The 23,025-nt window shown below is 69.4% G+C and carries 19 protein-coding genes and 1 riboswitch; of the genes, 11 read left to right on the top strand and 8 right to left on the bottom strand.

Translation table 11 applies throughout. The features are described 5' to 3' along the window. The first annotated feature begins 6 nt into the window (after window positions 1-6). On the top strand, window positions 7-1,011 hold the full coding sequence (locus tag ACYVIO_RS09575) for a threo-3-hydroxy-L-aspartate ammonia-lyase (RefSeq protein ID WP_460650306.1): 1,005 nt from the start codon (window positions 7-9) through the stop codon (window positions 1,009-1,011). A 203-nt stretch (window positions 1,012-1,214) separates the two neighbouring features. Further along, window positions 1,215-1,403, top strand: a riboswitch (cyclic di-AMP (ydaO/yuaA leader). After that, window positions 1,403-2,248 carry a C40 family peptidase gene (locus tag ACYVIO_RS09570; protein ID WP_460650305.1) on the top strand — a complete coding sequence of 282 codons (846 nt, stop codon included), beginning with the start codon at window positions 1,403-1,405 and terminating at the stop codon, window positions 2,246-2,248. Its footprint overlaps the riboswitch before it by 1 nt. A gap of 128 nt (window positions 2,249-2,376) precedes the next feature. Here the strand turns inward: ACYVIO_RS09570 and ACYVIO_RS09565 are convergent, their stop codons facing one another. Then, window positions 2,377-3,033 carry a response regulator gene (locus ACYVIO_RS09565; RefSeq protein ID WP_460650304.1) on the bottom strand — a complete coding sequence of 219 codons (657 nt, stop codon included), beginning with the start codon at window positions 3,031-3,033 and terminating at the stop codon, window positions 2,377-2,379. Continuing rightward, window positions 3,030-4,241 carry a sensor histidine kinase gene (locus ACYVIO_RS09560; protein ID WP_460650303.1) on the bottom strand — a complete coding sequence of 404 codons (1,212 nt, stop codon included), beginning with the start codon at window positions 4,239-4,241 and terminating at the stop codon, window positions 3,030-3,032. The genes ACYVIO_RS09565 and ACYVIO_RS09560 overlap by 4 nt, the downstream gene beginning before the upstream one ends. A gap of 143 nt (window positions 4,242-4,384) precedes the next feature. Here ACYVIO_RS09560 and ACYVIO_RS09555 point away from each other — a divergent pair, with 143 nt between their 5' ends. The 3 genes from ACYVIO_RS09555 to ACYVIO_RS09545 all read left to right on the top strand — a co-directional run bounded on the left by ACYVIO_RS09555 (window position 4,385) and on the right by ACYVIO_RS09545 (window position 6,527). Further along, entirely contained in the window at window positions 4,385-5,272 is an 888-nt protein-coding gene (locus ACYVIO_RS09555; RefSeq protein ID WP_460650302.1) for an ABC transporter ATP-binding protein, read from the top strand. 27 nt (window positions 5,273-5,299) lie between these two features. Continuing rightward, on the top strand, window positions 5,300-6,115 hold the full coding sequence (locus ACYVIO_RS09550; protein ID WP_460650301.1) for an ABC transporter permease: 816 nt from the start codon (window positions 5,300-5,302) through the stop codon (window positions 6,113-6,115). 217 nt (window positions 6,116-6,332) lie between these two features. Next, window positions 6,333-6,527, top strand: a complete 195-nt coding sequence (locus ACYVIO_RS09545) for a DUF3073 domain-containing protein (protein WP_425842184.1) — start codon at window positions 6,333-6,335, stop codon at window positions 6,525-6,527. Between the two features lie 242 nt (window positions 6,528-6,769). Here ACYVIO_RS09545 and purM read toward each other — a convergent pair whose 3' ends face one another. Both purM and purF read right to left on the bottom strand, forming a co-directional pair. After that, window positions 6,770-7,840, bottom strand: a complete 1,071-nt coding sequence (gene purM / locus ACYVIO_RS09540) for a phosphoribosylformylglycinamidine cyclo-ligase (RefSeq protein ID WP_460650300.1) — start codon at window positions 7,838-7,840, stop codon at window positions 6,770-6,772. Window positions 7,841-7,954: 114 nt separating this feature from the next. Beyond that, window positions 7,955-9,514 carry an amidophosphoribosyltransferase gene (gene purF, locus ACYVIO_RS09535; RefSeq protein ID WP_460650299.1) on the bottom strand — a complete coding sequence of 520 codons (1,560 nt, stop codon included), beginning with the start codon at window positions 9,512-9,514 and terminating at the stop codon, window positions 7,955-7,957. A gap of 282 nt (window positions 9,515-9,796) precedes the next feature. On the opposite strand from purF, the gene ACYVIO_RS09530 reads away from it, so the two are divergent. Then, window positions 9,797-10,780 carry a helix-turn-helix transcriptional regulator gene (locus ACYVIO_RS09530; RefSeq protein ID WP_460650298.1) on the top strand — a complete coding sequence of 328 codons (984 nt, stop codon included), beginning with the start codon at window positions 9,797-9,799 and terminating at the stop codon, window positions 10,778-10,780. Between the two features lie 475 nt (window positions 10,781-11,255). Here the strand turns inward: ACYVIO_RS09530 and ACYVIO_RS09525 are convergent, their stop codons facing one another. Next, on the bottom strand, window positions 11,256-13,544 hold the full coding sequence (locus ACYVIO_RS09525) for a beta-galactosidase (RefSeq protein ID WP_460650297.1): 2,289 nt from the start codon (window positions 13,542-13,544) through the stop codon (window positions 11,256-11,258). Window positions 13,545-13,668: 124 nt separating this feature from the next. Here ACYVIO_RS09525 and ACYVIO_RS09520 point away from each other — a divergent pair, with 124 nt between their 5' ends. The 5 genes from ACYVIO_RS09520 to ACYVIO_RS09500 are packed head-to-tail and all read left to right on the top strand — an operon-like array spanning window position 13,669 to window position 20,123. Further along, a complete protein-coding gene (locus ACYVIO_RS09520) occupies window positions 13,669-14,661 on the top strand; it encodes a LacI family DNA-binding transcriptional regulator (protein WP_460650296.1) in 993 nt (330 codons plus the stop codon). A gap of 43 nt (window positions 14,662-14,704) precedes the next feature. Further along, window positions 14,705-16,384: an ABC transporter substrate-binding protein gene (locus ACYVIO_RS09515; protein WP_460650295.1), complete on the top strand. Its 1,680-nt coding sequence runs from the start codon at window positions 14,705-14,707 to the stop codon at window positions 16,382-16,384. A 1-nt stretch (window position 16,385) separates the two neighbouring features. Then, the gene (locus ACYVIO_RS09510; RefSeq protein ID WP_460650294.1) at window positions 16,386-17,381 is read left to right on the top strand and encodes an ABC transporter permease; all 996 of its coding nucleotides are present in this window, start codon (window positions 16,386-16,388) and stop codon (window positions 17,379-17,381) included. Continuing rightward, on the top strand, window positions 17,378-18,280 hold the full coding sequence (locus tag ACYVIO_RS09505; RefSeq protein WP_460650293.1) for an ABC transporter permease: 903 nt from the start codon (window positions 17,378-17,380) through the stop codon (window positions 18,278-18,280). The genes ACYVIO_RS09510 and ACYVIO_RS09505 overlap by 4 nt, the downstream gene beginning before the upstream one ends. Window position 18,281: 1 nt before the next feature. Then, window positions 18,282-20,123, top strand: a complete 1,842-nt coding sequence (locus ACYVIO_RS09500) for an ABC transporter ATP-binding protein (protein ID WP_460650292.1) — start codon at window positions 18,282-18,284, stop codon at window positions 20,121-20,123. Here ACYVIO_RS09500 and ACYVIO_RS09495 read toward each other — a convergent pair. From ACYVIO_RS09495 to ACYVIO_RS09485, 3 genes are read right to left on the bottom strand one after another with little or no spacing between them, the layout of a single operon-like run. Further along, a complete protein-coding gene (locus tag ACYVIO_RS09495) occupies window positions 20,042-21,412 on the bottom strand; it encodes an NAD(P)(+) transhydrogenase (Re/Si-specific) subunit beta (protein WP_460650291.1) in 1,371 nt (456 codons plus the stop codon). The genes ACYVIO_RS09500 and ACYVIO_RS09495 overlap by 82 nt on opposite strands. Continuing rightward, the gene (locus ACYVIO_RS09490; protein ID WP_077017778.1) at window positions 21,409-21,714 is read right to left on the bottom strand and encodes an NAD(P) transhydrogenase subunit alpha part 2; all 306 of its coding nucleotides are present in this window, start codon (window positions 21,712-21,714) and stop codon (window positions 21,409-21,411) included. The genes ACYVIO_RS09495 and ACYVIO_RS09490 overlap by 4 nt, the downstream gene beginning before the upstream one ends. After that, window positions 21,711-22,835, bottom strand: coding sequence for an NAD(P) transhydrogenase subunit alpha (locus tag ACYVIO_RS09485; RefSeq protein WP_460650290.1), 1,125 nt, complete (start codon window positions 22,833-22,835; stop codon window positions 21,711-21,713). The genes ACYVIO_RS09490 and ACYVIO_RS09485 overlap by 4 nt, the downstream gene beginning before the upstream one ends. Window positions 22,836-23,025 lie beyond the last annotated feature (190 nt).

Below are 23,025 nucleotides of genomic sequence, written 5' to 3'. Positions count from 1 at the left end.
AGCCTCATGCTGACCTTCGAGGACGTCCAAGCCGCCGCCGACCGGATCGCAGGAACGGCACACCGTACGCCGGTGCTGACGTCGCGCACGCTGAACGAGCGGGTCGGCGCCGAGGTGTTCCTGAAGGCGGAGAACTTCCAGCGGATCGGAGCCTTCAAGTTCCGGGGCGCGTACAACGCGGTCAGCCGGTTGACCGAGGAGGAACGCGCCCGCGGCGTCGCGGCGTACTCGTCGGGCAACCACGCCCAAGCGGTCGCGCTGGCGGCGCAGCTGGCCGGTACGCGCGCGGTGATCCTGATGCCGGCCGACGCGCCGCCGACGAAGGTCGCGGCCACCCGCGGGTACGGCGCGGAGGTCGTCACCTACGACCGCTACACCGAGGACCGGGCGGCTCTCGCGACGAAGCTGTCGGAGGATCGCGGGCTGACGCTGATCCCGCCGTACGACCACTACGACGTGATGGCCGGGCAGGGCACGGTCGCGCTGGAGTTGATCGAGGAGGTCGGGCCGCTCGGTGCGCTGCTCGTCCCGGTCGGCGGCGGCGGCCTGATCGCCGGTTGTGCGACCGCGGCGACCGTCATGTCCCCCGGCATCCGGGTGATCGGCGTCGAGCCGGCCGCGGGCGACGACCACGCCCGGTCGCTGGCCGCCGGGCACCGGATCGAGATCGAGGTGCCGCGGACGATCGCCGACGGCCAGGCGGTCTCGATGCCGGGCGAGCTGACGTTCGTGGTGAACGAGCGGCTGGTCGAGGCGTTCGCGCTGGTCTCCGACGACGAGATCCGGGCGGCGATGGCGTTCGCGTTCGAGCGGCTGAAGATCGTCCTGGAGCCGAGCGGCGCGAGTGCGCTGGCGGCCTTGCTGGCCGGCCGGGTGGAGGGCCTCCCGGAGCGCGTCGGAGTGGTGCTTTCAGGCGGGAACGTGGGCCTGGAGAGGTTCCTGGACCTGCTCGGCGAAGGGCCCTGGGTACTGACTGTGCCCGTTGTCACACAGCGCAACCCTGCGATGTGACCCAGGTCACAGATAGCGGCTGTACGGCCGCCTGAATGCCGCTCAGACACGCTCAGGACACCAGATGTTCAGCCGCGGTCGCTGATCCGTCAGAGAGCCACTCAGGGGCTTTTGGGAGGGTCCCTGTGGATTTGAGGGTTTGCGTCGTGACCGTTCTGTTATACAGTCGTCGGCGGTTCGACAAATTAGACGAACTGCATGTGTGTCAACGCCGAGCTCTGCCAGGCACACATGTTCCCCTCGAACAACCATGGCAGAGGTGGGGGACCCAGGATGTTGGGTCCCGGCCGTGAGTGGCCGGGTCCCTGGGGTGAAGTCCGCGGGAGCGGACCGGGCTATCGACTTCCAGCCCGAACCCGACAGCTAACTCCGCAGGCGTCGGGAGACAACCATGCCCGTCACTGCCCGACGGACAGCGCTTCTGCGCGCCGTCACCACGAGCGAATCCAGTACCCGGCCGACCGGACGGACGCTGGCCAAGCACCGCAAGACCAGCAAGTCCTCGGCTCCCCGGGCCGCGGCAGCCGTCCTCTCGGTCGGCCTGGCCGTCTCCGGTGGAGCGGCGCTCAGCGTCGTCGCACCGGCCGACACCGCCCACGCGGGAACCACGAAGACCTCCTCGGCCGCCTGGGCCCGGGGTAACAAGGCGATCAGCACCAAGCCGCTGCTGCGCTACGCCGACGCCGGTTCGGCCGTCCGCTACGTGCAGAAGTCCCTCGACGTCCCGGCCGGTGGCTGGTACGGCTCGGCGACCCGCACCGCGGTGGCGAACTTCCAGCGCCGCGTGGGCCTGCCCCGCTCCGGCACCATGACCGTGAACACCTGGCGCTCGCTGTTCTACGCGGCCAGCCACGGTCTGCTGCACGGCGGCGCCGGCAAGGCGACGACCTTCCAGGCCAAGGTGCTGAAGGAAGCCGCGAAGCTCAAGGGCACGCCGTACCGCTACGGCGGCACGACGACCAAGGGCTTCGACTGCTCCGGCTACACCGGCTTCGTCTACAAGAAGGCCGGCAAGAAGCTGCCGCGCACCTCGCGTCAGCAGTACAGCGCCACCAAGCACATCAGCCGCGCGGCGGCCAAGCCGGGCGACCTGGTGTTCTTCAAGAGCGGTGGCGGCGGCGTGTACCACGTCGGCATCTACGCCGGCTCGAACACGCTGTGGCACGCCTCGAAGCCGGGCAAGCCGGTCGCGAAGGCGAAGATCTGGAGCTCGAACGTGGCCTTCGGCCGCAAGTGAGGCTCCGGACCGGGTCTGACCCGGTCCAGACCGTCAGCGAGACCGGATCCCCCCTCCGGTCGCTGACCTGAAACCGGCCGTGCGTCGCCGCCCCACCCCTCCGGCGGCGCACGGCCGGTTTCCTTTTGTCATTCGTCCAGGAGCCCCGCGTCGTGGGCGAGGATCGCGACCTGGACCCGGTTGGTGGCGTTCAGCTTCACCAGCACCCGCGAGACGTGCGCCTTCACGGTCGCCTCGCTCATGAACAGCGTCTTGCCGATGTCGGCGTTCGACAGCCCCTTCGCGACCGTGGCGAGCACCTCGCGCTCCCGGTCGGTGAGCGCGGTCAGTCGCGCCCGCGCGTCCCGCTGCCGGTCCGTCCGCGGGTCCGCAGCGAAGTGCCCGATCAGCCGCCGCGTCACCGCCGGCGACAGCATCGCCTCGCCGGCCGCGACCACCCGGACGGCCTGGACCAGCTCGCGGGGCGGGGTGTCCTTCAGCAGGAACCCGCTCGCACCGGCCTGCAGCGCCCGGAACACGTAGTCGTCCAGGTCGAACGTCGTCAGTACGACGACCTTCGGCGGATCCGGCAGCGCCTGGATCTCCCGCGTCGCGGCCAGCCCGTCCAGCCGGGGCATCCGGATGTCCATCAGTACGACGTCCGGCTTGTGCTCGCGGACCATCGCGGCCGCGTCGGCGCCGTCCTCGGCCTCGGCGACCACCTCGAGCTCCTCGTCGGACTCCAGGATCATCTTCAGCCCGGCCCGGACCAGCGCCTCGTCGTCCACGATCAGCAGCCTTGTCATGCTTCTCCTTCTCTGCCGTCCGACCAGGGCAGCCAGGCCTCGACCCGCCAGCCGCCGTCCTGCGTGGGTCCGGTGGTCAGCTGACCACCGGACAGGGTGACCCGCTCGCGCAGCCCGACCAGTCCGGCTCCCGAGCCCGGGAGCAGTGAACCAGCAGCGACCGGTCGTACGTTCGTCACCCGCACAGTGACGCCGTCGCCTTCCGCGCCTCGTACGACGACCTCGGTGGTCGCGCCGCGCGCGTGCTTGTGGACGTTGGTCAGCGACTCCTGGACGAGCCGGTAGACGGTCCTGCCGACCAGCGGCGGTACGCCGTCCGGCAGGTCCAGCTCGCTCCGAACGTTCACACCGGCTGCCCGCGAGTCGTCGACGAGCCTGGCCAGGTCGGAAGCGTTCGGCACCGGTGCCAGGTCGGCGCCGTCCTCGCTCACGTCGGCTCGGAGTACTCCGAGCACCTCACGCAGGTCTTCCATCGCCTGGCGGGCGGTCTGCCGGATCAGCCCGGCGGAGCTCTCCACCTTCTCCGGGCCGACCGCCGGGTTCACCTCCAGCCCACCGGCGTGCAGGGCGATCAGCGACACCTTGTGGGCGAGTACGTCGTGCATCTCCTGAGCGATCCGGGCCCGCTCACCCAGCTTGGCCTGCTCGGCCCGCAGCTCGCGCTCCGCCTCGGCCCGCTCGGCCCGGTCCCGCAGCGACACCATCAGGTCGCGCCGCGCACCGACGTACGCGCCGACCGCGACCCAGCTGCCGACCAGGAACGGCCCGGTGAACAGGAGCACGTACGCGTCGCTTCGCTGGTCCCAGGAGGAGGCGACGTACGCCGCGTAGCCGGCCAGGCTCAGTACGGCGAGCCAGACGTCGCGGCGGCGGATCGAGAGGGTCAGCAGGGCCAGACCCATCGGGATGAAGATCTGCCCGACCGCCATCGCCAGGATGCCGATCACGGTCACGGTGATCGGGTACTTGCGCCGCCACCAGAGCACGAGCGAGGCGATCACCCCGATCACCAGCACCACCCAGCTCTTGGTGATCCAGCCCTTCGACCCACCCGTGCTCGCGGCCTGCGCCACGATCGTCAGCAGGCTGAACCCGATGTACATCAGGTCGCGGAAGCGCGGGGCGTGCCGGACGAACCAGTCGTACCACCGGCGCACCCGGCGGTACGGCCGGCGGAGCCAGCTGAACCACTCGCGCGCCCGTTGCACTCCGTCAGCCTAGTCGCGCTGGGTCATACCTTTCGTCCCCCTCACGGGGGTCCTGGAGTCGCAGTTGTGGCGACTTTCGTAGGGGGCCGGTCGAGACGGTCGGTCGATGTGGCGCGGGGGTCCGGCGGGCGAGAGTAGTGGACATGATCACCGTCGAGAACCTGAGCAAGCGGTACGGCAGCACCACGGCTGTCAGCGATGTCTCCTTCACCGTCCAGCCCGGCAGCATCACCGGCTTCCTCGGGCCCAACGGTGCGGGCAAGTCGACCACGCTGCGGATGCTGACCGGGCTGACCCCGCCCACCTCCGGCACCGCCACCATCAACGGCAAGCGGTACGCCGACCTGCCGAACCCCGGCCGCGTGGTCGGCGTCATGCTGGACGCCGCGGCGCAGCACCCGGGCCGCACCGGCCGGGAGACGCTGGCGCTCAACGCGAGCCTGCTCGGCGTACCGAAGACCCGGGCGGACGAGATGCTCGAGGCCGTCGGCCTCACCAGCGCCGCGAAGCGCCGGGTCGGGCAGTACTCGCTCGGCATGCGGCAGCGGCTCGGCATCGCCAACGCGCTGCTCGGTGACCCGGCCGCCCTGATCCTGGACGAGCCGGCCAACGGCATGGACCCCGAGGGCATCCGCTGGATGCGCGGTCTGCTGCAGGACTTCGCCGCCCGGGGCGGCACCGTGATCCTGTCCAGCCACCTGCTGGGCGAGGTGCAGGCGACCGTCGACCGGCTGGTCGTCATCGGTGGCGGCCGGATCGTCGCCGACGGCTCGCTGGGCGAGCTCCTGGCCGGCAGCGGCACGCTGGTCCGCGGCCTGGACCCGATCGGCCTGAACCAGGCACTGACCGCGGCCGGGCTGAGCCTGGAGCCGCTGCAGGACGGCGCCCTGCGCGTCGACGCCACCGCCGAGCAGGTCGGCCGTGCGGCCGCCGCGGCGGGCCAGATCCTGCTCGAGCTGCGCGAGAGCGACAGCGCCGGCCTGGAGGAGCTGTTCTTCCAGCTGACCACCCCGACCGCCGTCGCGGCCTGACCACTTCTTCCACCAGGAGCTTCTGACATGACTGTCACGGAAATCACCACCCCGGCCCCCGCGGCCACCGGCAAGCACCGGGCCGACGCCGTATCGACCAGCCTGCCGCCCGCACGCGGCCAGTCCTTCGCCAAGCTCGTCGGCATCGAGCTGCGTAAGTCCGTGAACACCCGGAGCGGCCGGGTCCTGATCCTGGCCATCCTGGCCATCGCCGTGGCCGCCCTGGTCTGGGAGCTCACCCACCTGGGTGACGGTCCGGCCCGGTTCGACGGGTTCCTCGGCGCCGCCTCGACCGGTGTGCTGCTGATCCTGCCCGTCATCGGTGTGATGGCGATGACGAGCGAGTGGACCCAGCGGACCGCGCTGACCACGTTCACGCTGTCGCCGCGCCGGGTCCGGGTCCAGCTGGCCAAGTTCACCTCCGCGGTGCTGCTGAGCGCCGTCGTACTGACCGCCACCGCTGTCCTGGCCCTGGCCGCGACCGCGCTCGGCGGAGCCGTCGGCGGCGACGGTACGACGTACGCCGGAATGGGCGGCGCGCTCACCGGCGCCTACCTGAGCACCGCGCTGAACGTCCTGATGGGCGCCGCCTTCGGTGCCCTGATCGCGCAGACCGCGGCCGCCGTGCTGGTCTTCTTCGTGGCGCCGACCGCCTGGGCGCTGGCCGGGCCGGCCCTGTTCAAGGACAACGCGGACTGGCTGGACGTCTTCGGCGCCTTCGGCCGGATCGCGGAGCGTGACCTGCACGGGATGCTGCCCGAGACGCTCACCGCGGTCGCGGTCTGGGTCGTCCTGCCGACCATCGTCGGACTGTGGTCAAGCTCACGTCGCGAGGTGAAGTAGACAGCGCTCCCGAGCGCAAAAGACGCGGTGGGCCTGACCGGTTTGAGGGGACCGGGCAGGCCCACCGGACTGTCATCGGAGGTCTGGGGGCGTCCGACCAGGGGGCGGTGCGTGTGTCGATCCCCGGCTCCGGGTAACCTAGAACCACGATTACTGACGACTGATCCGTGGGCGCCACGCTGCGTACCCGGTTGACTTGTGCGAGGGGGTCGACGCTATGGGGCGCGGCCGTGCAAAGGCCAAGCAGACGAAGGTCGCTCGCGACCTGAAGTACCGCACCTGGGAAACCGACCTGGACCAGCTCAAACGAGAGCTGGCCGGCGGGGACGAAGGTGGCGGTACCCGTTCTGCAAACGGTGACGCCGACACAGACGCCGGCGATGACGCCGACGACTACCACCCCCGTCGGTAAAGCAACAGCAGCTTCAGTGACTGGTCCAAGCGCCTAGGCGCCTGGGCCAGTCGGCTGTGCTCGACCGACGGAGTTTGTCACACCGGTACCGCAGGTCATGTCAGCCTGCCGTTTTGCAGTCACCGGTGTGGCACGCGATACCTGTCTGCGACGGTGGCGCTCACCCGCGGTGAACGCCACCTGAGCAGTCACACGCCTGGACCACGAGACACTTCGTCGTCCCCAGGCGCAGGCGTCGGCCTTCAGCTCGCGTAGTCGCCCTGCAGCTCGACGCCGGTGGTGCCGGTGCTGACCTCGCCACAGACCCAGGCGGGGATGTCTCGCTCGGCCAGGACGGCGATCGCGCGGTCGGCCGCGGCCGGGTCCAGGACGGCGACCATGCCGACGCCCATGTTCAGCGTCTTCTCCAGCTCCAGCTGCGGTACGTCGCCGAGCTGGCCGACCAGCCCGAAGACCGGCGCCGGCGTCCAGGTCGACCGGTCGATCCGGACCGCGAGTTCGTCCGGGATCACCCGGGCCAGGTTCGCCGCGAAACCGCCGCCGGTGATGTGCGACATCGCGTGCAGCGGGCGGTCGCCGTCGGCGTTCAGCGCCTGGATCAGCTCCAGGCAGTGCTTGGCGTAGACCCGGGTCGGGGTGATCAGCGTGTCACCGAGGGTGCCGCCGAGCTCGGGGACCTCGCGGTCGAGCTGCCAGCCGGCCCGGTCGAAGAACACGTGCCGGACCAGGGAGTAGCCGTTCGAGTGCAGGCCGGACGAGGCCATCGCGACGACGACGTCGCCGGCCTTGACCCGCTCCGCGCCGAGCAGCTCGTCGGCCTCGACCACCCCGGTGGACGCGCCGGCGACGTCGTACTCGTCGGGCTCGAGCAGGCCCGGGTGCTCGGCGGTCTCGCCGCCGACCAGCGCCGTACCGGCCTCGACGCACGCCTCGGCGATGCCCTTGACGATCTGCGCGATCGTCTCCGGGACCACCTTGCCGGTGCAGATGTAGTCGGTCATGAACAGCGGCTCGGCGCCGCAGACCACCAGGTCGTCGACGACCATGCCGACCAGGTCGAACCCGATCGTGTCGTGCCGGTCCATCTTCTGCGCGATCGCGACCTTGGTCCCGACCCCGTCGGTCGACGTGGCCAGCAGCGGCCGCCGGTACGCCGTCAGCGCGGTCGCGTCGAACAGCCCGGCGAACCCGCCGAGCCCTCCGACCACCTCGGGACGGGTCGCCTTGGACACCCACTCCTTCATCAGCTCGACGGCCCGGTCCCCGGCCTCGATGTCGACTCCGGCGGCGGCGTAGCTCGCGCCCTGGCTCACGGTGTTCTCCTTCGTCGGCGGGACGGCGTCCCGGAAGTACGTCGTACGGCAACGCCCAACGCCCGGCCGGTCCCTTGGGGAGCGTCGGTCGGGAGCTGGGTCATCGGACTGCCGTTACGGGCGGGACAGGGCGTCCGCGGCGCCGGCGCCACCGGCGACCGAGGCCAGGCCGTCCACATCGGTGACCGGGAGCTCCAGCAGGTGCTTGCCGATCCGCTCCGGGTCCGGCAGCTCGACCGGGTAGACCCCGTCGAAGCAGGCCCGGCAGAGCTTGTCCTTCGGCAGCGTGGTCGCCTCGACCAGCGTGTCCAGGTCGATGTACCCGAGCGAGTCGGCGCCGAGCGAGCGGCAGATCTCCTCGGTGTTCAGTCCGTTGGCGATCAGTTCGGCGCGGCTGGCGAAGTCGATGCCGTAGAAGCACGGCCACTTCACCGGCGGCGCGGTGATCCGGACGTGGATCTCCTTCGCGCCGGCCTCACGCAGCATCTTGATCACCGCGCGCTGGGTGTTGCCGCGGACGATGGTGTCGTCGACCACGACCAGGCGCTTGCCCTCGATCACCTCGCGCAGCGGGTTCAGCTTGAGGCGGATACCGAGCTGGCGGATGGTCTGGCTGGGCTGGATGAAGGTCCGGCCGACGTACGCGTTCTTGACCAGGCCGGCGCCGTACGGGATGCCGGACTCCTCCGCGTACCCGATGGCGCCCGGTACGCCGGACTCCGGCGTGGCGATCACCAGGTCGGCGTCGGCCGGGTGCTCGCGGGCGAGCCGGCGGCCGATCTCGACGCGGGTCGAGTGGATCCGCTGGCCGGAGATCTGGGTGTCCGGGCGGGCCAGGTAGACGAACTCGAACAGGCAGCCCTTGAGGTCCGGCTCGGCGAACTTGGTGGAGCGCAGACCGTCCTCGTCGATCGCGACGATCTCACCCGCCTCGACCTCGCGGACGAAGCTCGCGCCGACGATGTCCAGCGCCGCGGTCTCGCTCGCGACGACCCAGCCCCGCTCGAGCCGGCCGAGCACCAGCGGGCGGATGCCCTGCGGGTCGCGCGCGGCGTACAGGGTGGACTCGTCCATGAAGACCAGGCTGAACGCGCCCTTGACCTTCGGCAGCACGCGGGCCGCGGCCTGCTCGAGCGTCAGGTCCGGGTACGCCGCGAGCATCGAGGTCAGGATGTCGGTGTCGGAGGACGCGCCGTGCTTGGCGTTCGCCTTCGCGTGCTCGACCTCCAGGTCCAGCCCGAGATCCAGGGAGTCGCTGCCGTCCAGGGTGGCCGCGAGGTCACCGGTGTTGGTCAGGTTCCCGTTGTGCGCGAGCGCCACCGACCCGGTCGCGGTGGACCGGAAGGTCGGCTGCGCGTTCGCCCAGACGCTGGAGCCGGTCGTCGAGTACCGGCAGTGCCCGACGGCGATGTGCCCCCGGAGCGACGCCAGGGTCGCTTCGTCGAAGACCTGGCTGACCAGGCCCATGTCCTTGTAGACCAGGATCTGGCTCCCGTTGCCGACCGCGATCCCGGCCGACTCCTGCCCTCGGTGCTGCAGAGCGTAGAGCCCGAAATAGGTGAGTTTGGCGACCTCTTCCCCAGGAGCCCAGACTCCGAAGACGCCACAGGCGTCCTGCGGACCCAGATCCTGCGGGTCGAGATCATGAGTGAGCCGACCATCGCCACGAGCCACGGCAGCAGTCTACGGGACGGCTGCAGACGGCCCGGCCAGGTGCTCTACCAGCAGTTCATGCACGCGCCGGTCGGATCGTCCGGGGGCGGCGCCCCCACCGTCGACGACCCCGCCGTCAGCCACGCGGCACCGGCCAGCAACGCCGTTGACACCGCAACGGCCAGAAACCTCTTGATCACTACGAGTCCCCTCCGAAATAATCCAAAACCATCTACTGAGCGCGCTAAATCGACGCACCCTGTATATGGTCGGTTCCAAACGAGCGTTGGAAGGGTGTGGAAAGTGCTGGAACCGCTGGGTCTGGACGAGGCGACCTCGGCGGTCTACCACGCCCTCCTCCGCGCGCCAGACAGTACGCCGGAGCAGATTGCCGCGCTAGTGAATAGGTCATTGACCGAGGTTCACCAGCTAATGGACGAGCTGCGGAAACTCGACCTTCTGGTCCCGACCTGGACCAACCCCGACGTCGAGCACGCCGTCCACCCCCGCGTCGGCCTGGCAGGCCTGGTCGAACGCCGCCGCAGCGAGCTGAACCGGATGCTCGGCGAACTGGCCGAGGCGTCGGCCTCCGCCGAGGTGATGGCCGAGCAGTACAACGAGCTGCTCACCTCCCGGACCAGCGGCGACGTCGAAGTCCTCAAGGGCCGCGCGAACGCGTCGCGCCGGATCGAGGAGCTGGGCGCGAAGGCCAAGGACTGCTTCTGGGGCCTGATCCCCGCGCACGTCGACGACATCGTCGCCCCGCCGGAGGAGTCGCCGGACCTGCCGCTGCTCGAGCGCGGGATCAAGATGCGCAGCGTCTACCTGCAGAGCATGACGGTCTCCAAGCCCGGGCTCGAGTACGCCGCGTACATGCACAAGCGCGGCAACGAGGTCCGCGCGACGCCGACCCTGCCGCTGCGGCTCCTGATCATCGACCAGGAGATCGCGATCATGCCGCTGGACCCCGCCACGGAGAGCGCCGGCGCCGTCATCCACCGCAGCCCCGCCGTACTGGCCGTCGCCCTGGCCCTGTTCGACTCGTACTGGTCGAAGGCCAGCGACCTCTTCGCCCCCGAGGACCGCGACAACGAGTCACCGCTCACCCCGCACGAGGCCGAGGTCCTCCGCCTCCTCGCCGGCGGCGCCAAGGACGAGCAGGTCGCGCGTTTGCTGGGCATTTCCCTCCGTACGGCGCGACGCATCACCGCCAACCTCTCGGACCGCCTGGACGCAACGTCCCGCTTCGAGCTTGGAGTAGCCGCCGCCAAGCGCGGCTGGGTCTGACCGAAGAATTGCACTGGGCGAATTCACCAGGCTCGACTCTTGGCAATTCATCGACGAATTCAGGTCGTCGCGAAAGATGATGGCTTGGGCCCGCGGATGATTGTCCCGACCGCAGCGCGGAGTCGCTCGAGAGCTATTGGGGACGGGCGGGAGAAGTGCCGCAATTGCGCGGCCCTGCAAGGAGTTTCGTCGGGTACTGGTTGGGCGCGGGCGGTTGGAGCCGAGGTTCGGACGGCCCAGCAGGGATCGGGTCAGGAATTGGCTCGCAGGGGTATTTGTGGACTGGACCGGTTCGGATGAGACCGCCGCGGCGAGAAGTTGCCAATCGGGCCGGAGGGTGGGTCATGGTCGACGACTCCTTTCGGGCCTGACTAAGCGCACGGCAAAAGCCCCGAGCGTTCGCGCGGGGGTTTTGCGTGGCTAATCGAGGCGCCGGAGTGGGCGCTCCGGGCGCGGCTCGAGCGGCTATTTCCGGCTACAGCGGGAGGATGCGGCCTGAGCGGGCTGGGAGGGCTAGCTCGGTGCCTTCGAAGAGGGGGGTGCCTTGGTGGGAGATGACGATCGACTGGTCTATCGGGCTGACGTTGAGGGCGTGGAGGAGGCGGGTGCCGGTGGGGGTGGTCGTCGAGGTGAGGACGATGCCGGGCGTTGTGGCGGTGTGGGTGTGGCGGGGTGAGGCGCCCAGGCGGGCCAGGAGGGTGGTCCAGAAGGGGAGGTGGGCGGGGTAGTCGCAGGTGAGGATGAGCGCGTGGCCGTTTCCGGCGTGGACTTCTACCCCCACTGGGGACTTGGAGGAGACATCCGTGGCGAAGACCTCGTGGGTGACCCCTGCGGCAGGCGGGTGCGACGAGGGGCTCGCAGGCGGGGCGGTCGTGAGTGGGGTAGTCGCGAGTGGGGCGGTCGCGAGTGGGGCGGTCGCGAGTGGGGCGGTCGCGAGTGGGGCGGTCGCGAGTGGGGTGAGGGTCAGGGGCTGGAGGACGCCGGCGCGGACTTCGGCGGTGGCGGTGGTCCAGTCGGCGGCTCGGACTGAGGGGAAGTAGTGGGGGCTGCCGTTGACCAGGTCGCCGGGGGTTAGGGACAGGGCGTCTGCCAACACGGTGCAAGGGGTGCCGTCGGGGGTTTGGGTGGGGAGGGCGCCGACCAGGAGGAGGCGACCGCCGGCGAGGACGAAGTCGGCCAGGCGGTGTTGGACGTCGGCGGCGAGGGTGGGGGTGGAGGCCAGGCAGAGGACTCGGGTGGTGGAGAAGTCCGACTGGAGGTTCACTGCGGGGAAGGAGAAGCCGGCCAGCAGGAGTGAGCGGGCCAGGACGTCGCGCAGGCCCATGCCGCGGAAGCGTTCCAGGTTGGCGACCTGTTCGCGGCGTACGTCGTCGCCGGGGTGGCAGTACTCCGTCAAGTAATGGTCAGGGACGAAGCCGAGCACCACGTCGTCGTACTCCTCGTCACTGTCGGCCAGCACGTCGCCGTACGAACGGAGATCCGCGAGAGTCGACGCGAGGACCGCGTACGACGGATTGAGCTGGCCCTCGGGACCAACCGGCGCGGTGAAACCGTGGCGCTCGCCGGTGAAGGCGATCCGGTCGTTGCCGTCGCCGACAGGGACGTCGAGCGGCGGGTTGTGGCCGCCGGCGAACAGGTAGTAGTTCAGCAGACGGTTGCCTTGGGCAACACAAAGACGGGTCTTCAGCTCCAGCGCGGACGGCGGCACCTGGCGGCTCAGGTCCTCGCCGTAGTCCCCGAGGCCGGCCTCGAACTCCAGTGACGTCAACGGCTGATCCTCGGAGTGCACCGCGGCCATGAACGCGTTCATCACGTAGAGATCCGCCACGTTCTCGACCGTGAGATCGCCGAGGTAGTGATCGGACCCCGACGTCATCCCTGGTTGTCCCGAGTACGAATCGAAGAGCTGGCTGATCCCGATCGGGTAGGTGCGTCCACGCCCCTCCCCCGTCCCGTGCAGGTTGATCAGGAACGGCACACCGGTCACCCCGTGCGACTCGGCCTCACGCCGCAGAAAGGCGAAGTACCGCGCGTACCGATCCCGCTGGAACACCGACAGTTCATGGTGCAGCTCCAGCGATCCAGCAGCAGGAGAGCGCACACCAGCACGCCAGCCCTCGACATCGTCGACCTCGAGCCCGAAAGCCTTCACCCCAAGGCGATCCCGCACCCAAGCCCCGAAGTCGTCCACCGCCGCGTCCCCAAGGTCAGGCGTGTTCGTCACCCACGACAACATCCCCACCTCGTTGTCCAGCTGCACGGCCACCACCGGACCGCCAACAGGCGCCAAGCGCGAAGCCAGCAACGGCATCACCTCGCCGTACCACCGCTTCACCGACGCCAAGTACGCCGGCGCGAGATAGTCCACGTCCCGAGTAGGCGCAGGCGTCGAGTCCCACCCGATCGACCCGACCCCAGGCTCGTAGACGCTGAACGGCAACCCCTCGTTCTTCAACTCCGCCATCACAAAAGGCCCAGGCCGAGCGATCACCGACAACCCACGAGAGGCCGCGAGCTCCAGAAAACCGGCAAGATCCCGGTACGGCGAAGTACGCCCCACCAGGTCGACAGACCCGTCCGGCAGTTCGTGCACCAACCAAGGGATGTACGTCGCCACAGCGTCACACCCCGCGGCCACCAACAAGTCCAACCGCGACTCCCAATCCGCCCGCGAGAGCCGGAAGTAGTGCACCTCCCCCGACAGCATCAGGGACGGCTTCCCGTCGATCACCAAGCGGCGCCTGCTCAGCTGGACAGTCCTCATCGTGACCTCTCTACCGAACCGCGACAGCGGAAACAGCGCGACGCGCTCCCTCTTGCCGCCGGTCCGATTCCTCACCTATGGTCGCTGAAACCGGTTACTGCAACGTTACGGCGGGAGGTCGCAGATGGGCAACCAGCGGCTGACGGTGCGCGAGATCGCCGAGATCGCCGGCGTCTCGATCGCCACCGTGTCCCGTGTTTCGCGCGGGATCGGCCAGGTCAGCCCGGAGACCCGGGAGCGTGTCCTGCAAGTGATCGAGGAGCACGGCTACCGCCCGAGCCAGCTCGGCAGAGCACTGGCCGAGCGCAAGCACGGCGCGGTCGCGATGGTCTTTCCCGGCTTGTCCGGCCCGTACTTCTCCGAGCTGATCCAGGGCTTCGAGTACGAGGCGATGGAGGCCGGCGCCAGCGTCCACATCGTCGGTACGCATCACCGTGCGGCCGCCGACGACGACGTCCTGGCGATCTCCGGCCGGGTCGACGGCATCGCGGTGCACGGTGGCACGATCCAGGAGCAGACCCTCCGCAGGCTGGCCGCCGAGGTGCCGGTCGTCGTACTGGCCGGCAAACCGCTCGACGGCATCCCCGCCGTACGGGCCGACAACAGCAGGGTGGCGGAGCTGACCAGGCATCTGCTGCTCGACCACGGTTACCGGCGGCTCGCGTTCGTCGGCAATCCCGACGGCTCCCCCGACGTCACCGAACGCTGGGAAGCCTTCCTGCAAGCGCATCGCGAGGCACGCCTCGCACCTCCGAAGGCGCCGGTCAGAGTCGGCATGCAGCAGTCCGACGGCGTGATCGCCGCCGGTGAGTTGCTGGCCGGACGCAAGCATCCCGGCGCGATCGTCTGCGCCAACGACGAGACCGCGCTCGGCGTCCTGATCGGCGCCCTGGGCCGCGGTCTCAAGGTCCCCGAGGACGTCGCCATCACCGGGTTCGACGACGTCGCGATGTCCTCGCTGGTCCGGCCCGGGCTGACCACCATCCGGCAGCCCGTCCGTGAGCTCGGAGCCGTCACCGCACGCCTGCTGATCGCGGGCGTCGGCGGACCGGGCGCGGTGATGGACACCGTCCTCACCACCGAACTCGTGTTGCGCGGCAGCTGCGGCTGCCCGTAAAGCCTCCGCCCAAGAGGCCGCCCCGATCGACAGGAGCAGGCAGATGAACCGCCCGAATTTCCTCCGTACGGCGGCAGTCGCCGTCGCGACCACGCTCGCCCTGGTGGGCTGCACCGGCACCAGCGGCACCAACGGCAGCGGCGGAGGTGGAACGGCCGCGAACGGCCTGGTCGACTTCCTCGACTACGGCGACTTCGGCGGCGGCACCGCTCCGCAGGCCAACTACAACCCGTACCTCGAGGCGACCAGACTCGGCGCGGTCGACTACGTCTTCGAGAAGCTGATGGTCTACGACAGCTTCTCCTGTACGCCGAAGCCCTGGCTGGCCACGGGTTTCAAGTGGAACGACCCGAAGACCCTGACCTTCACGCTGCGCGACGGCGTGAAGTGGAACGACGGAAAGCCCTTCAGCAGCAAGGATGTCGGCTTCACCCTCGACCTGCTGAAGAAGAACCAGGCGCTCGACGTCAAGGGCATCTGGCGCTACCTGGCCGCAGTCGAGACACCGGATGCCAAGACCGTGACGATCAAGTTCAAGGACCCGGGCGCGTCCACCTTCACGCTGCTGACCGAGATCTACATCGTGCCCGAGCACGTCTGGTCGCAGCAGTCCGACCCGGTCAAGTTCGTCAACGCGCAGAACCCGGTCGGCACCGGCCCGATGAAGGTCAAGTCGTTCAACCCCCAGCAGCTCACGATCGAGCGGAACGCCGACTACTGGCAGGCCGACAAGGTCAAGGTGCAGGAGATCCGCTTCCACAAGGCCGACGCCGGCGGCGCGGTCGAGCAGCTGAAGCTGAGCCGCGGCGAGTACGACACCAACGCGATGTTCGTCCCGGACATCAAGAAGGCGTTCGTCGACCGCGACCCGGACAACAACCACTACTGGTACCCGCCGGGCGGCTCGATCTCGGCGTACATGAATCTGACCAAGGCACCGTTCGACGACCTCGCGTTCCGCAAGGCGATGACGACGGCGTTCGACCGGGACCAGATCATCACCAAGGCCCAGCTGGGCTACGTGAAGGCGGCGAGCCAGACCGGGCTGGTCGTGCCCGGTCAGGAGAAGTGGCTGCCGCAGGGTCTCGCCGACGAAGGCCGGATCACGTTCGACCCGGCGAAGACCAACGACGCGCTCACCCAGGCCGGTTACCCGAAGGATGCCCAAGGCAAGCGTCTCGGCAAGGACGGTCAGCAGGTCAAGTTCACCTTCAAGGTGCCCGGCAGCTACACCGACTGGGTCTCGGCCGCGCAGATCATCGTGCAGAACCTGAAGGCGCTCGGCTTCGACGTCGCGCTGGAGACACCCAACCCGCCGACGTACGAGAGTGACCGCGCGGTCGGCCGGTACGACATGCTGTTCGGCGTCCACGGCGGTTCCTGCAACATGTTCCGCAACTTCTCCGAGCCGCTGGGCAGCGACCAGTCGGCGCCGATCGGCAAGAAGGCCGCGAGCAACTTCGTCCGCTGGAACGACCCGGCGACCGACAAGCTGCTCGACGAGCTCAGGCTGGCCACGGACGAGGCCAAGCAGAAGGAAGCCGTCGCCGGGCTCGCCAAGGTGATGACCGACCAGGTCCCGATGATCCCGCTCTGGTACGGCGCCAAGTGGTTCCAGTACCAGACCGACAAGGCCGTCGGCTGGCCTGACGAGCAGAACCCGTACGCCGCTCCTGGTGACAACGTGCTGGTGCTGACCAACCTCAAGCCCGCCGGAAGCTGACATGCGCTACTTCCTGCGCAGAGCCGGTTTCTTCCTGGCCACCCTCTGGGCCGCGATCACGCTCAACTTCCTGATCCCGCGGCTGCAACCTGGTGACCCGGCCGAGGCGATCGTGTCTCGGCTGGGTGGGCAGAGTCAGGCGATCGATCCGGCCCAGGTCGAGGCCGTCCGCAAGATGCTCGGCACGCCCGACGGCAACCTGCTCACGCAGTACGGCGACTACCTGTCCGCCGTCCTGCGAGGCGACTTCGGCATCTCGTACACGTACTTCCCGTACACGGTCACGCACATGATCGGCCAAGGGCTGCCCTGGACGCTGATCCTGGTCGGCGTGACCCAGATCGTGTCGTTCGTCGTCGGCACGCTGCTCGGCGCGTGGGCGGCGTACCGGCGCAACAGCCGCGTCGACTCGGTGATCACGCTCGGCTCGACGTTCGTCGGCACGCTGCCGTTCTTCTGGCTCGCGCTGGTGCTGATCTACGTCTTCGCGATCACGCTCAACTGGTTCCCGAGCGGCGGCGGGTACGGCGGTGGCAGCAACCCGGGCTGGACCTGGCTGTTCTTCTCCGACGCCTTCCAGCACAGCATCCTGCCGGCCGTGTCGCTGCTGATCGTCGGCCCGATCGGCTGGATCATCGGCATGCGCAACAACATGGTCCAGACCCTCGGCGAGGACTACGCCCGGCTGGCCCGCGCCAAAGGCCTGCCGCGGCGGCGGATCGCGCTCACGTACGGCGCCCGGATCGCGGTGCTGCCGAACGTGACCGGCTTCGCGATCGCGCTCGGCGGCATCCTCGGCGGGACCGTGCTGGTCGAGTCGATCTTCAACTATCCCGGCCTCGGCCGGATGATGCTCGAGGCCGTCTCGAACCGCGACTACCCGCTGATGCAGGCGCTGTTCCTGTTCATCACCGTCGGAGTGCTGATCGCGAACTTCCTCGCCGACCTGCTGTACGGCGTACTGGATCCGCGCGTACGACGGGAGGAGGCGGTATGACGCTCCAGGACACCGAGCAGGCGGAAGTCGCCGCCGTCGAGGCCTCCCGGTCCTCGCGCGTCCCCGGCTGGTTCGTCATCCTCTGGCGCAACCGCAAGTGCCGGATCGGGCTGATCATGCTCGGCGCGTTCGTCCTGATCGCGGTCTTCGCGCCGCTGATCGCGCCGTACGCGCCACGCGCGAACACCTTCACCCCGTCGATCGGCCCGTCCGGCGGCAACTGGCTCGGCACGACCGCGCAGGGCGAGGACGTCTTCAGCCAGCTCGTGTACGGCGCCCGCACGTCGCTCGTCGTCGGCCTGGCGGCCGGAACGTTGTCGACGGCAATCGGTCTGGCCGTCGGACTCACCGCCGGCTACCTGCGCGGGACGGTCGACGAGGTGCTGTCGTTCTTCATCAACCTGGCGCTCGTCGTACCGGTGCTGCCGCTGATGATCACGCTCGCGGCGTACGCGCCGGTGAAGGGTCTGTGGCTGATCATCTTCGTCATCAGCATCACCGGCTGGGCGTACGGCGCGCGGCTGAAGCGGTCGCAGATCATCACGCTGCGGACCCGCGACTACATCACCGCGGCCAAGTTCGCCGGGGACTCGACCGCGCGGATCATCGTCCGGGAGATCCTGCCCAACATGACGTCGCTGGTCGTCGTCGGCTTCATGGGCGCCTGCCTGGGCGCGATCGGCGGCGAGGCCGGCCTGGCGTTCCTCGGGCTCGGCGACCCGACCACCACCAGCTGGGGCACGATGCTCAACCAGGCCAACACCGGTGGCGCGATGCTGACCGGCCAGTGGGCCTGGCTGGTCGCGCCCGGCCTGGCGTTCGCCGGGCTGATGACCGCGCTGACGCTGATCAACTTCGGGGTCGATGCCCTGAGCAACCCGCATCTGAGGGAGGACTGAGATGGCCCTGCTCGAGGTCCGCGACCTGTCGGTCACCTACAGCCCGCGCGACTCCTCGCCGGTCCGCGCTGTCGACGGAGTGTCGTTCGACGTCGCCGATGGCGAGTTCGTCGGGCTGCTCGGCGAGTCCGGCAGCGGCAAGTCGACGCTCGGCAACGCGATCCTGGCGCTGCTGGACAAGCCCGCCGCGGTGAGCGGCGGATCGGTCGTCTTCGACGGTACGACGATCACGAGCGCGTCCGAGGACGAGCTGCGGCCGTTGCGCTGGGCAAAGATCTCGACCGTCTTCCAGAGCAGCATGAACTCGCTCAACCCGGTGATCACGGTCGGCGCCCAGTTCGCGGACACCTTCGCGGCGCACGGGCGAGACGGCGACGCCCGGCATCTGCTGGAGCTGGTCTCGCTGGACGCCGACGTACTCCAGCGTTACCCGCACGAGCTCTCCGGCGGCATGAAGCAACGCGTCGCCCTGGCTCTGGCGCTCGCCCTCGAACCACGGTTCGTTCTTCTCGACGAGCCGACCACCGGCCTGGATGTGGTTGTCCAGCGCAACATCCTCGACCGCCTCCGCGAGCTGCAGACCGAGCTCGGGTTCGCCGTCCTCTTCATCAGCCACGATCTCGGCACGGTGATGGAGATGGCCGACCGCGTGATGGTCATGTACGCCGGTGAGCTGGTCGAGGACCAGCCGGCCGCGGCGATGATGCGCCACCAGCTCCACCCGTACACGCAAGGCCTGCTCGGCTCGTACGCCGATCCGCGCGCGTCGCAGATCTCCGTCGACTTCATCCCCGGCCGGCCGCCGAACCTCGCGCTTCGCCAGGAGGGCTGCCGTTTCACCCCACGCTGCCCGGTCGCCGTCGACGCCTGCTCGACCACGCACCCGGACCTGCTCCCCGCCGGCCCTGGGACCGCTCGCTGCCTCCTGGTCGAGGAAGGGCAGCCGGTCGACGCCCGGCGAGCGCGCACCTTCGTCGCCGACCGCACCAACGACGAGGAGATCGAGCCGGTCCTCACGGTCCGGAACGCGGTGAAGACCTACAAGGCAAACAGGGCGGTCGACGACGTCTCCTTCGACCTGAAGCCCGGCCGAGTCACCGCACTGGTCGGGCAGAGCGGCTCAGGCAAGACCACCATCGCCCGCCTGGTGACGGGCGTGGAGCGCCCCACAGACGGAACCATCACTTTCGAAAGCTCCACCGACGTCGGCAAGCTCCGGGGCCGGAAGCTGCGTGCGTACCGGCGGCACACCCAGCTCGTCTTCCAGGACCCCTTCGCCGCGCTCAACCCCACCCGCACGGTCGCCTACGCGCTCTCCCGCCCCCTCCGCAACCACCTCAAGCTCTCCACAGCCGAGGCCCGCGAACGAGCCGCCGAGCTCCTGGAAACCGTCGGCCTCTCTCCGGCCGCCCAGTTCCTCGACAAGCTCCCCCACCAGCTCTCCGGCGGTCAGCGCCAGCGCGTCGTCATCGCGAGGGCCCTCGCCCCCGAGCCGAAGATCCTGGTCGCCGACGAACCGATCTCGATGCTCGACGTCTCCATCCGCGCCGAGATCCTCGCCCTGCTCGACCAGCTGGTGAAGGACCGCGGCATCGCGATGCTCTACATCACCCACGACCTGCTCAGCGCCCGCCTGCTCGCCGACGACGTCCTCGTCCTCAACCAGGGCAAGGTCGTCGAGTCGGGCCCGACCCTGAACGTCATCCAGCACGCCCAGGATCCCTACACCCAACTCCTCCTGGACGCGATCCCGACGCCGGGTCAGACCGTCTTGACCGACGCCAGCAGTTTGCCGAGGGACTCCCTGGCGTCGCCGAAGAGCAGCGTCGTGCGGGGGTCGTAGAGGAGCTCGTTCTCGATGCCGGCGAAGCCGGGGCGCATCGAGCGTTTCAGGAAGATGACGCGCTGGGCCTCGTCGGCGTTGAGGATCGGCATCCCGTAGATCGGCGCGCTCGGCGTCGTACGGGCTGCCGGGTTGACCACGTCGTTGGCGCCGACGACCAGGACCACGTCGGCCTGCTTGAAGTCGCCGTTGATGTCGTCCATCTCGCGCAGCTGCTCGTACGGGACCTGGGCCTCGGCGAGCAGCACGTTCATGTGGCCGGGCATGCGGCCCGCGACCGGGTGGATGGCGTAGTCGACCTTGACGCCCCGGCCCTGGAGTTCCTCGACCAGGTCACGCAGGGTGTGCTGCGCCTGCGCGACGGCCAGGCCGTAGCCGGGGACGATGATCACGCGGTGGGCGTAGCCGAGCAGGATCGCGACGTCCTCGGCACTGCCGGAGATCACCGGCCGTTCGGACACCGTGCCTGCGCCGAGCGTGGAGCCGCCGCGGACGGCGCCGAAGAGAATGTTGAAGACCGACCGGCCCATCGCGTCGGCCATCATCTTGGTCAGCAACGTACCGGCGGCACCGACCAGCGTTCCGGCGATGAGCAGCAGCGTGTTGCCGAGCACGTACCCACCGGCCGCGACGGTCAGACCGGTGAACGCGTTCAGCAGCGAGATGACGATCGGTACGTCGGCACCGCCGACCGGCAGCACCAGCATCACGCCGACGGCCAGCCCCAGCAGGCACAGCAGTACGCCGACCAGCACGCGCGGCTCGGACACCAGCCACACCGACACCGCGACCCCGCCGAGCAGCCCGGCGACGAACAGCACCGGCAGTCCCGGGAAGGTGATCGGGCGGGTCGTCATCAGTTCCTGCAGCTTCGCGAACGTGACGATCGAGCCGGAGAACGAGATCGCCCCGACCACGATCGTGAAGGCCGTGGCGATCGCGGCGACGGTCTCGCCGTCGTGCACCTCGCCGAGCTCCATCAGCGCGACCAGCGACGCGGCGCCACCACCGACGCCGTTGAACAGCGCGACCAGCTGCGGCATGTGCGTCATCTGCACCCGCCGCGACCCGATCACACCGCCGACGGTGCCGATCGCCAGCGCGATCAGGATCGGGACCAGGTTGTCCGGCTTGTACGCCGCGAACGTGATGATCACGGCCAGGACGGCGCCGGCCGCGCCGAGCGCGTTGCCGGTCCGTGCGGTCTTCGGCGACGACAGCGCCTTGAGCGCGACGATGAAGCAGACCGCCGCGACCAGGTAACCGATCTGGGCCCAGGTGGGGATCACTTGTGCAGCTCCTTCTTACGACCGCCCGGACCGCGGAACATCTCCAGCATCCGGTCGGTGACCACGAATCCGCCGACCATGTTCACCGTGGCCAGGACGACGGCCAGCAGCCCGACGATCACGACCGGCACCGACTCGGCCTGGCCGGTGACGATGATCGCGCCGACCAGGATGACGCCGTGGATCGCGTTGGCGCCGGACATCAGCGGGGTGTGCAGGGTCGCCGACACCTTGCTGATCACCTCGACGCCGACGAACGCCGCGAGCACGAAGATCGTCAGCAACGCGATGGACTCGGTCACGAGAGGTTCCCTTCCAGGAGTTCGCGGGTCGGCTCGTGCAGCACCTTGCCGTCGTGGGTGACGCAGCACCCCGCGACGATCTCGTCGCTGAAGTCCGGGTCGAACGAGGCGTTGCGGGTCATCAGCGTGATCAGGTTGGCCACGTTCTGCCCGTACAGGCGGCTGGCCGGCCCGGCCATCTGGCTCGGGACGTTCGATCCGCCCCAGACCAGCGCGTTGCCGATCGTCAGTTCGGTCCCGGCGACCGAGCCCTCGACGTTGCCGCCCTGCTCGGAGGCCAGGTCGACGACGACCGATCCCGGCTTCATCTGCTCGACCATCTCGCGGGTGACCAGCATCGGCGCGGTCCGGCCCGGTACGGCGGCGGTCGTGATCAGCGCATCCGCGCCGGCGACGTACGGCGCGAGCAGCTCGCGCTGCAGCTGGGCGCGTTCGGGCGTCATCTCCCGGGCGTAGCCGCCCGGACCGTCGAGCGTGCCGAGCTCGAGCTCGATCGGCTGCGCGCCCATCGACGCGATCTCCTCGGCAGCGGCCCTCCGTACGTCGTACGCCTTGACGACGGCACCGAGGCGCTTCGCGGTCGCGATCGCCTGCAGGCCGGCGACGCCGGCGCCCAGGACGAGCACCTGGGCCGGCGGCACCGTGCCGGCGGCGGTCATGTTCAGCGGGAAGAACCGGGGCAGCCGTTCGGCCGCGACGATCGCGGCCCGGTACCCGGCGACCATCGCCTGCGAGGACAGCGCGTCCATCGCCTGCGCCCGGGAGATCCGCGGGATCATCTCCATCGCGAACGCCGTCAGCTTGGCCCGGGTCGCGGCCCGGACCACGTCCGGCGGGTTGGTCGGCAGGAACGACATCAGGGCCGTCCCGGCGTGCAGCCGCTGCAGGCGTTCGCGCTCCAGCGGCTGGACCGAGGCCACCACGGTCGCGGCATGATCCGCTCCCCAGGCGACTTCCGCACCGGCCTCCCGGTAGGCGTCGTCGGAGAACAGCGCCCGCTCACCGGCCGCGGGTTCGACCGCGACCTCGTACCCGAGCTGCACCAGCTTGACGACGTGTTCCGGCACCAAAGCCACCCGGCGCTCGGCCGGACGGGTCTCTCGCACGACTGCGATCTTCACTCGCCGAAACCTATGCCAAACTCTGGGTCGCCGGAAAGCCCGGTCCGTGCTTTAGGTCGTGTCGGGCACTTCCCCGCCGTAGCGAGCAGGTGCTCGGTGCGGCAGCTCGGTGCGCGGGAGACGAGCGCTGCGATGCGAAGCATCGTGAGCTTGGCTCCCGTGCAGCGAGCTGCCGCACCGAGTGCCGCGC

The sequence above is a fragment of the Kribbella endophytica genome (genome assembly GCF_054781295.1).
The sequence above is the reverse complement of the archived record's forward strand: the minus strand, read 5'-3'. Positions and strand labels throughout refer to the sequence as shown.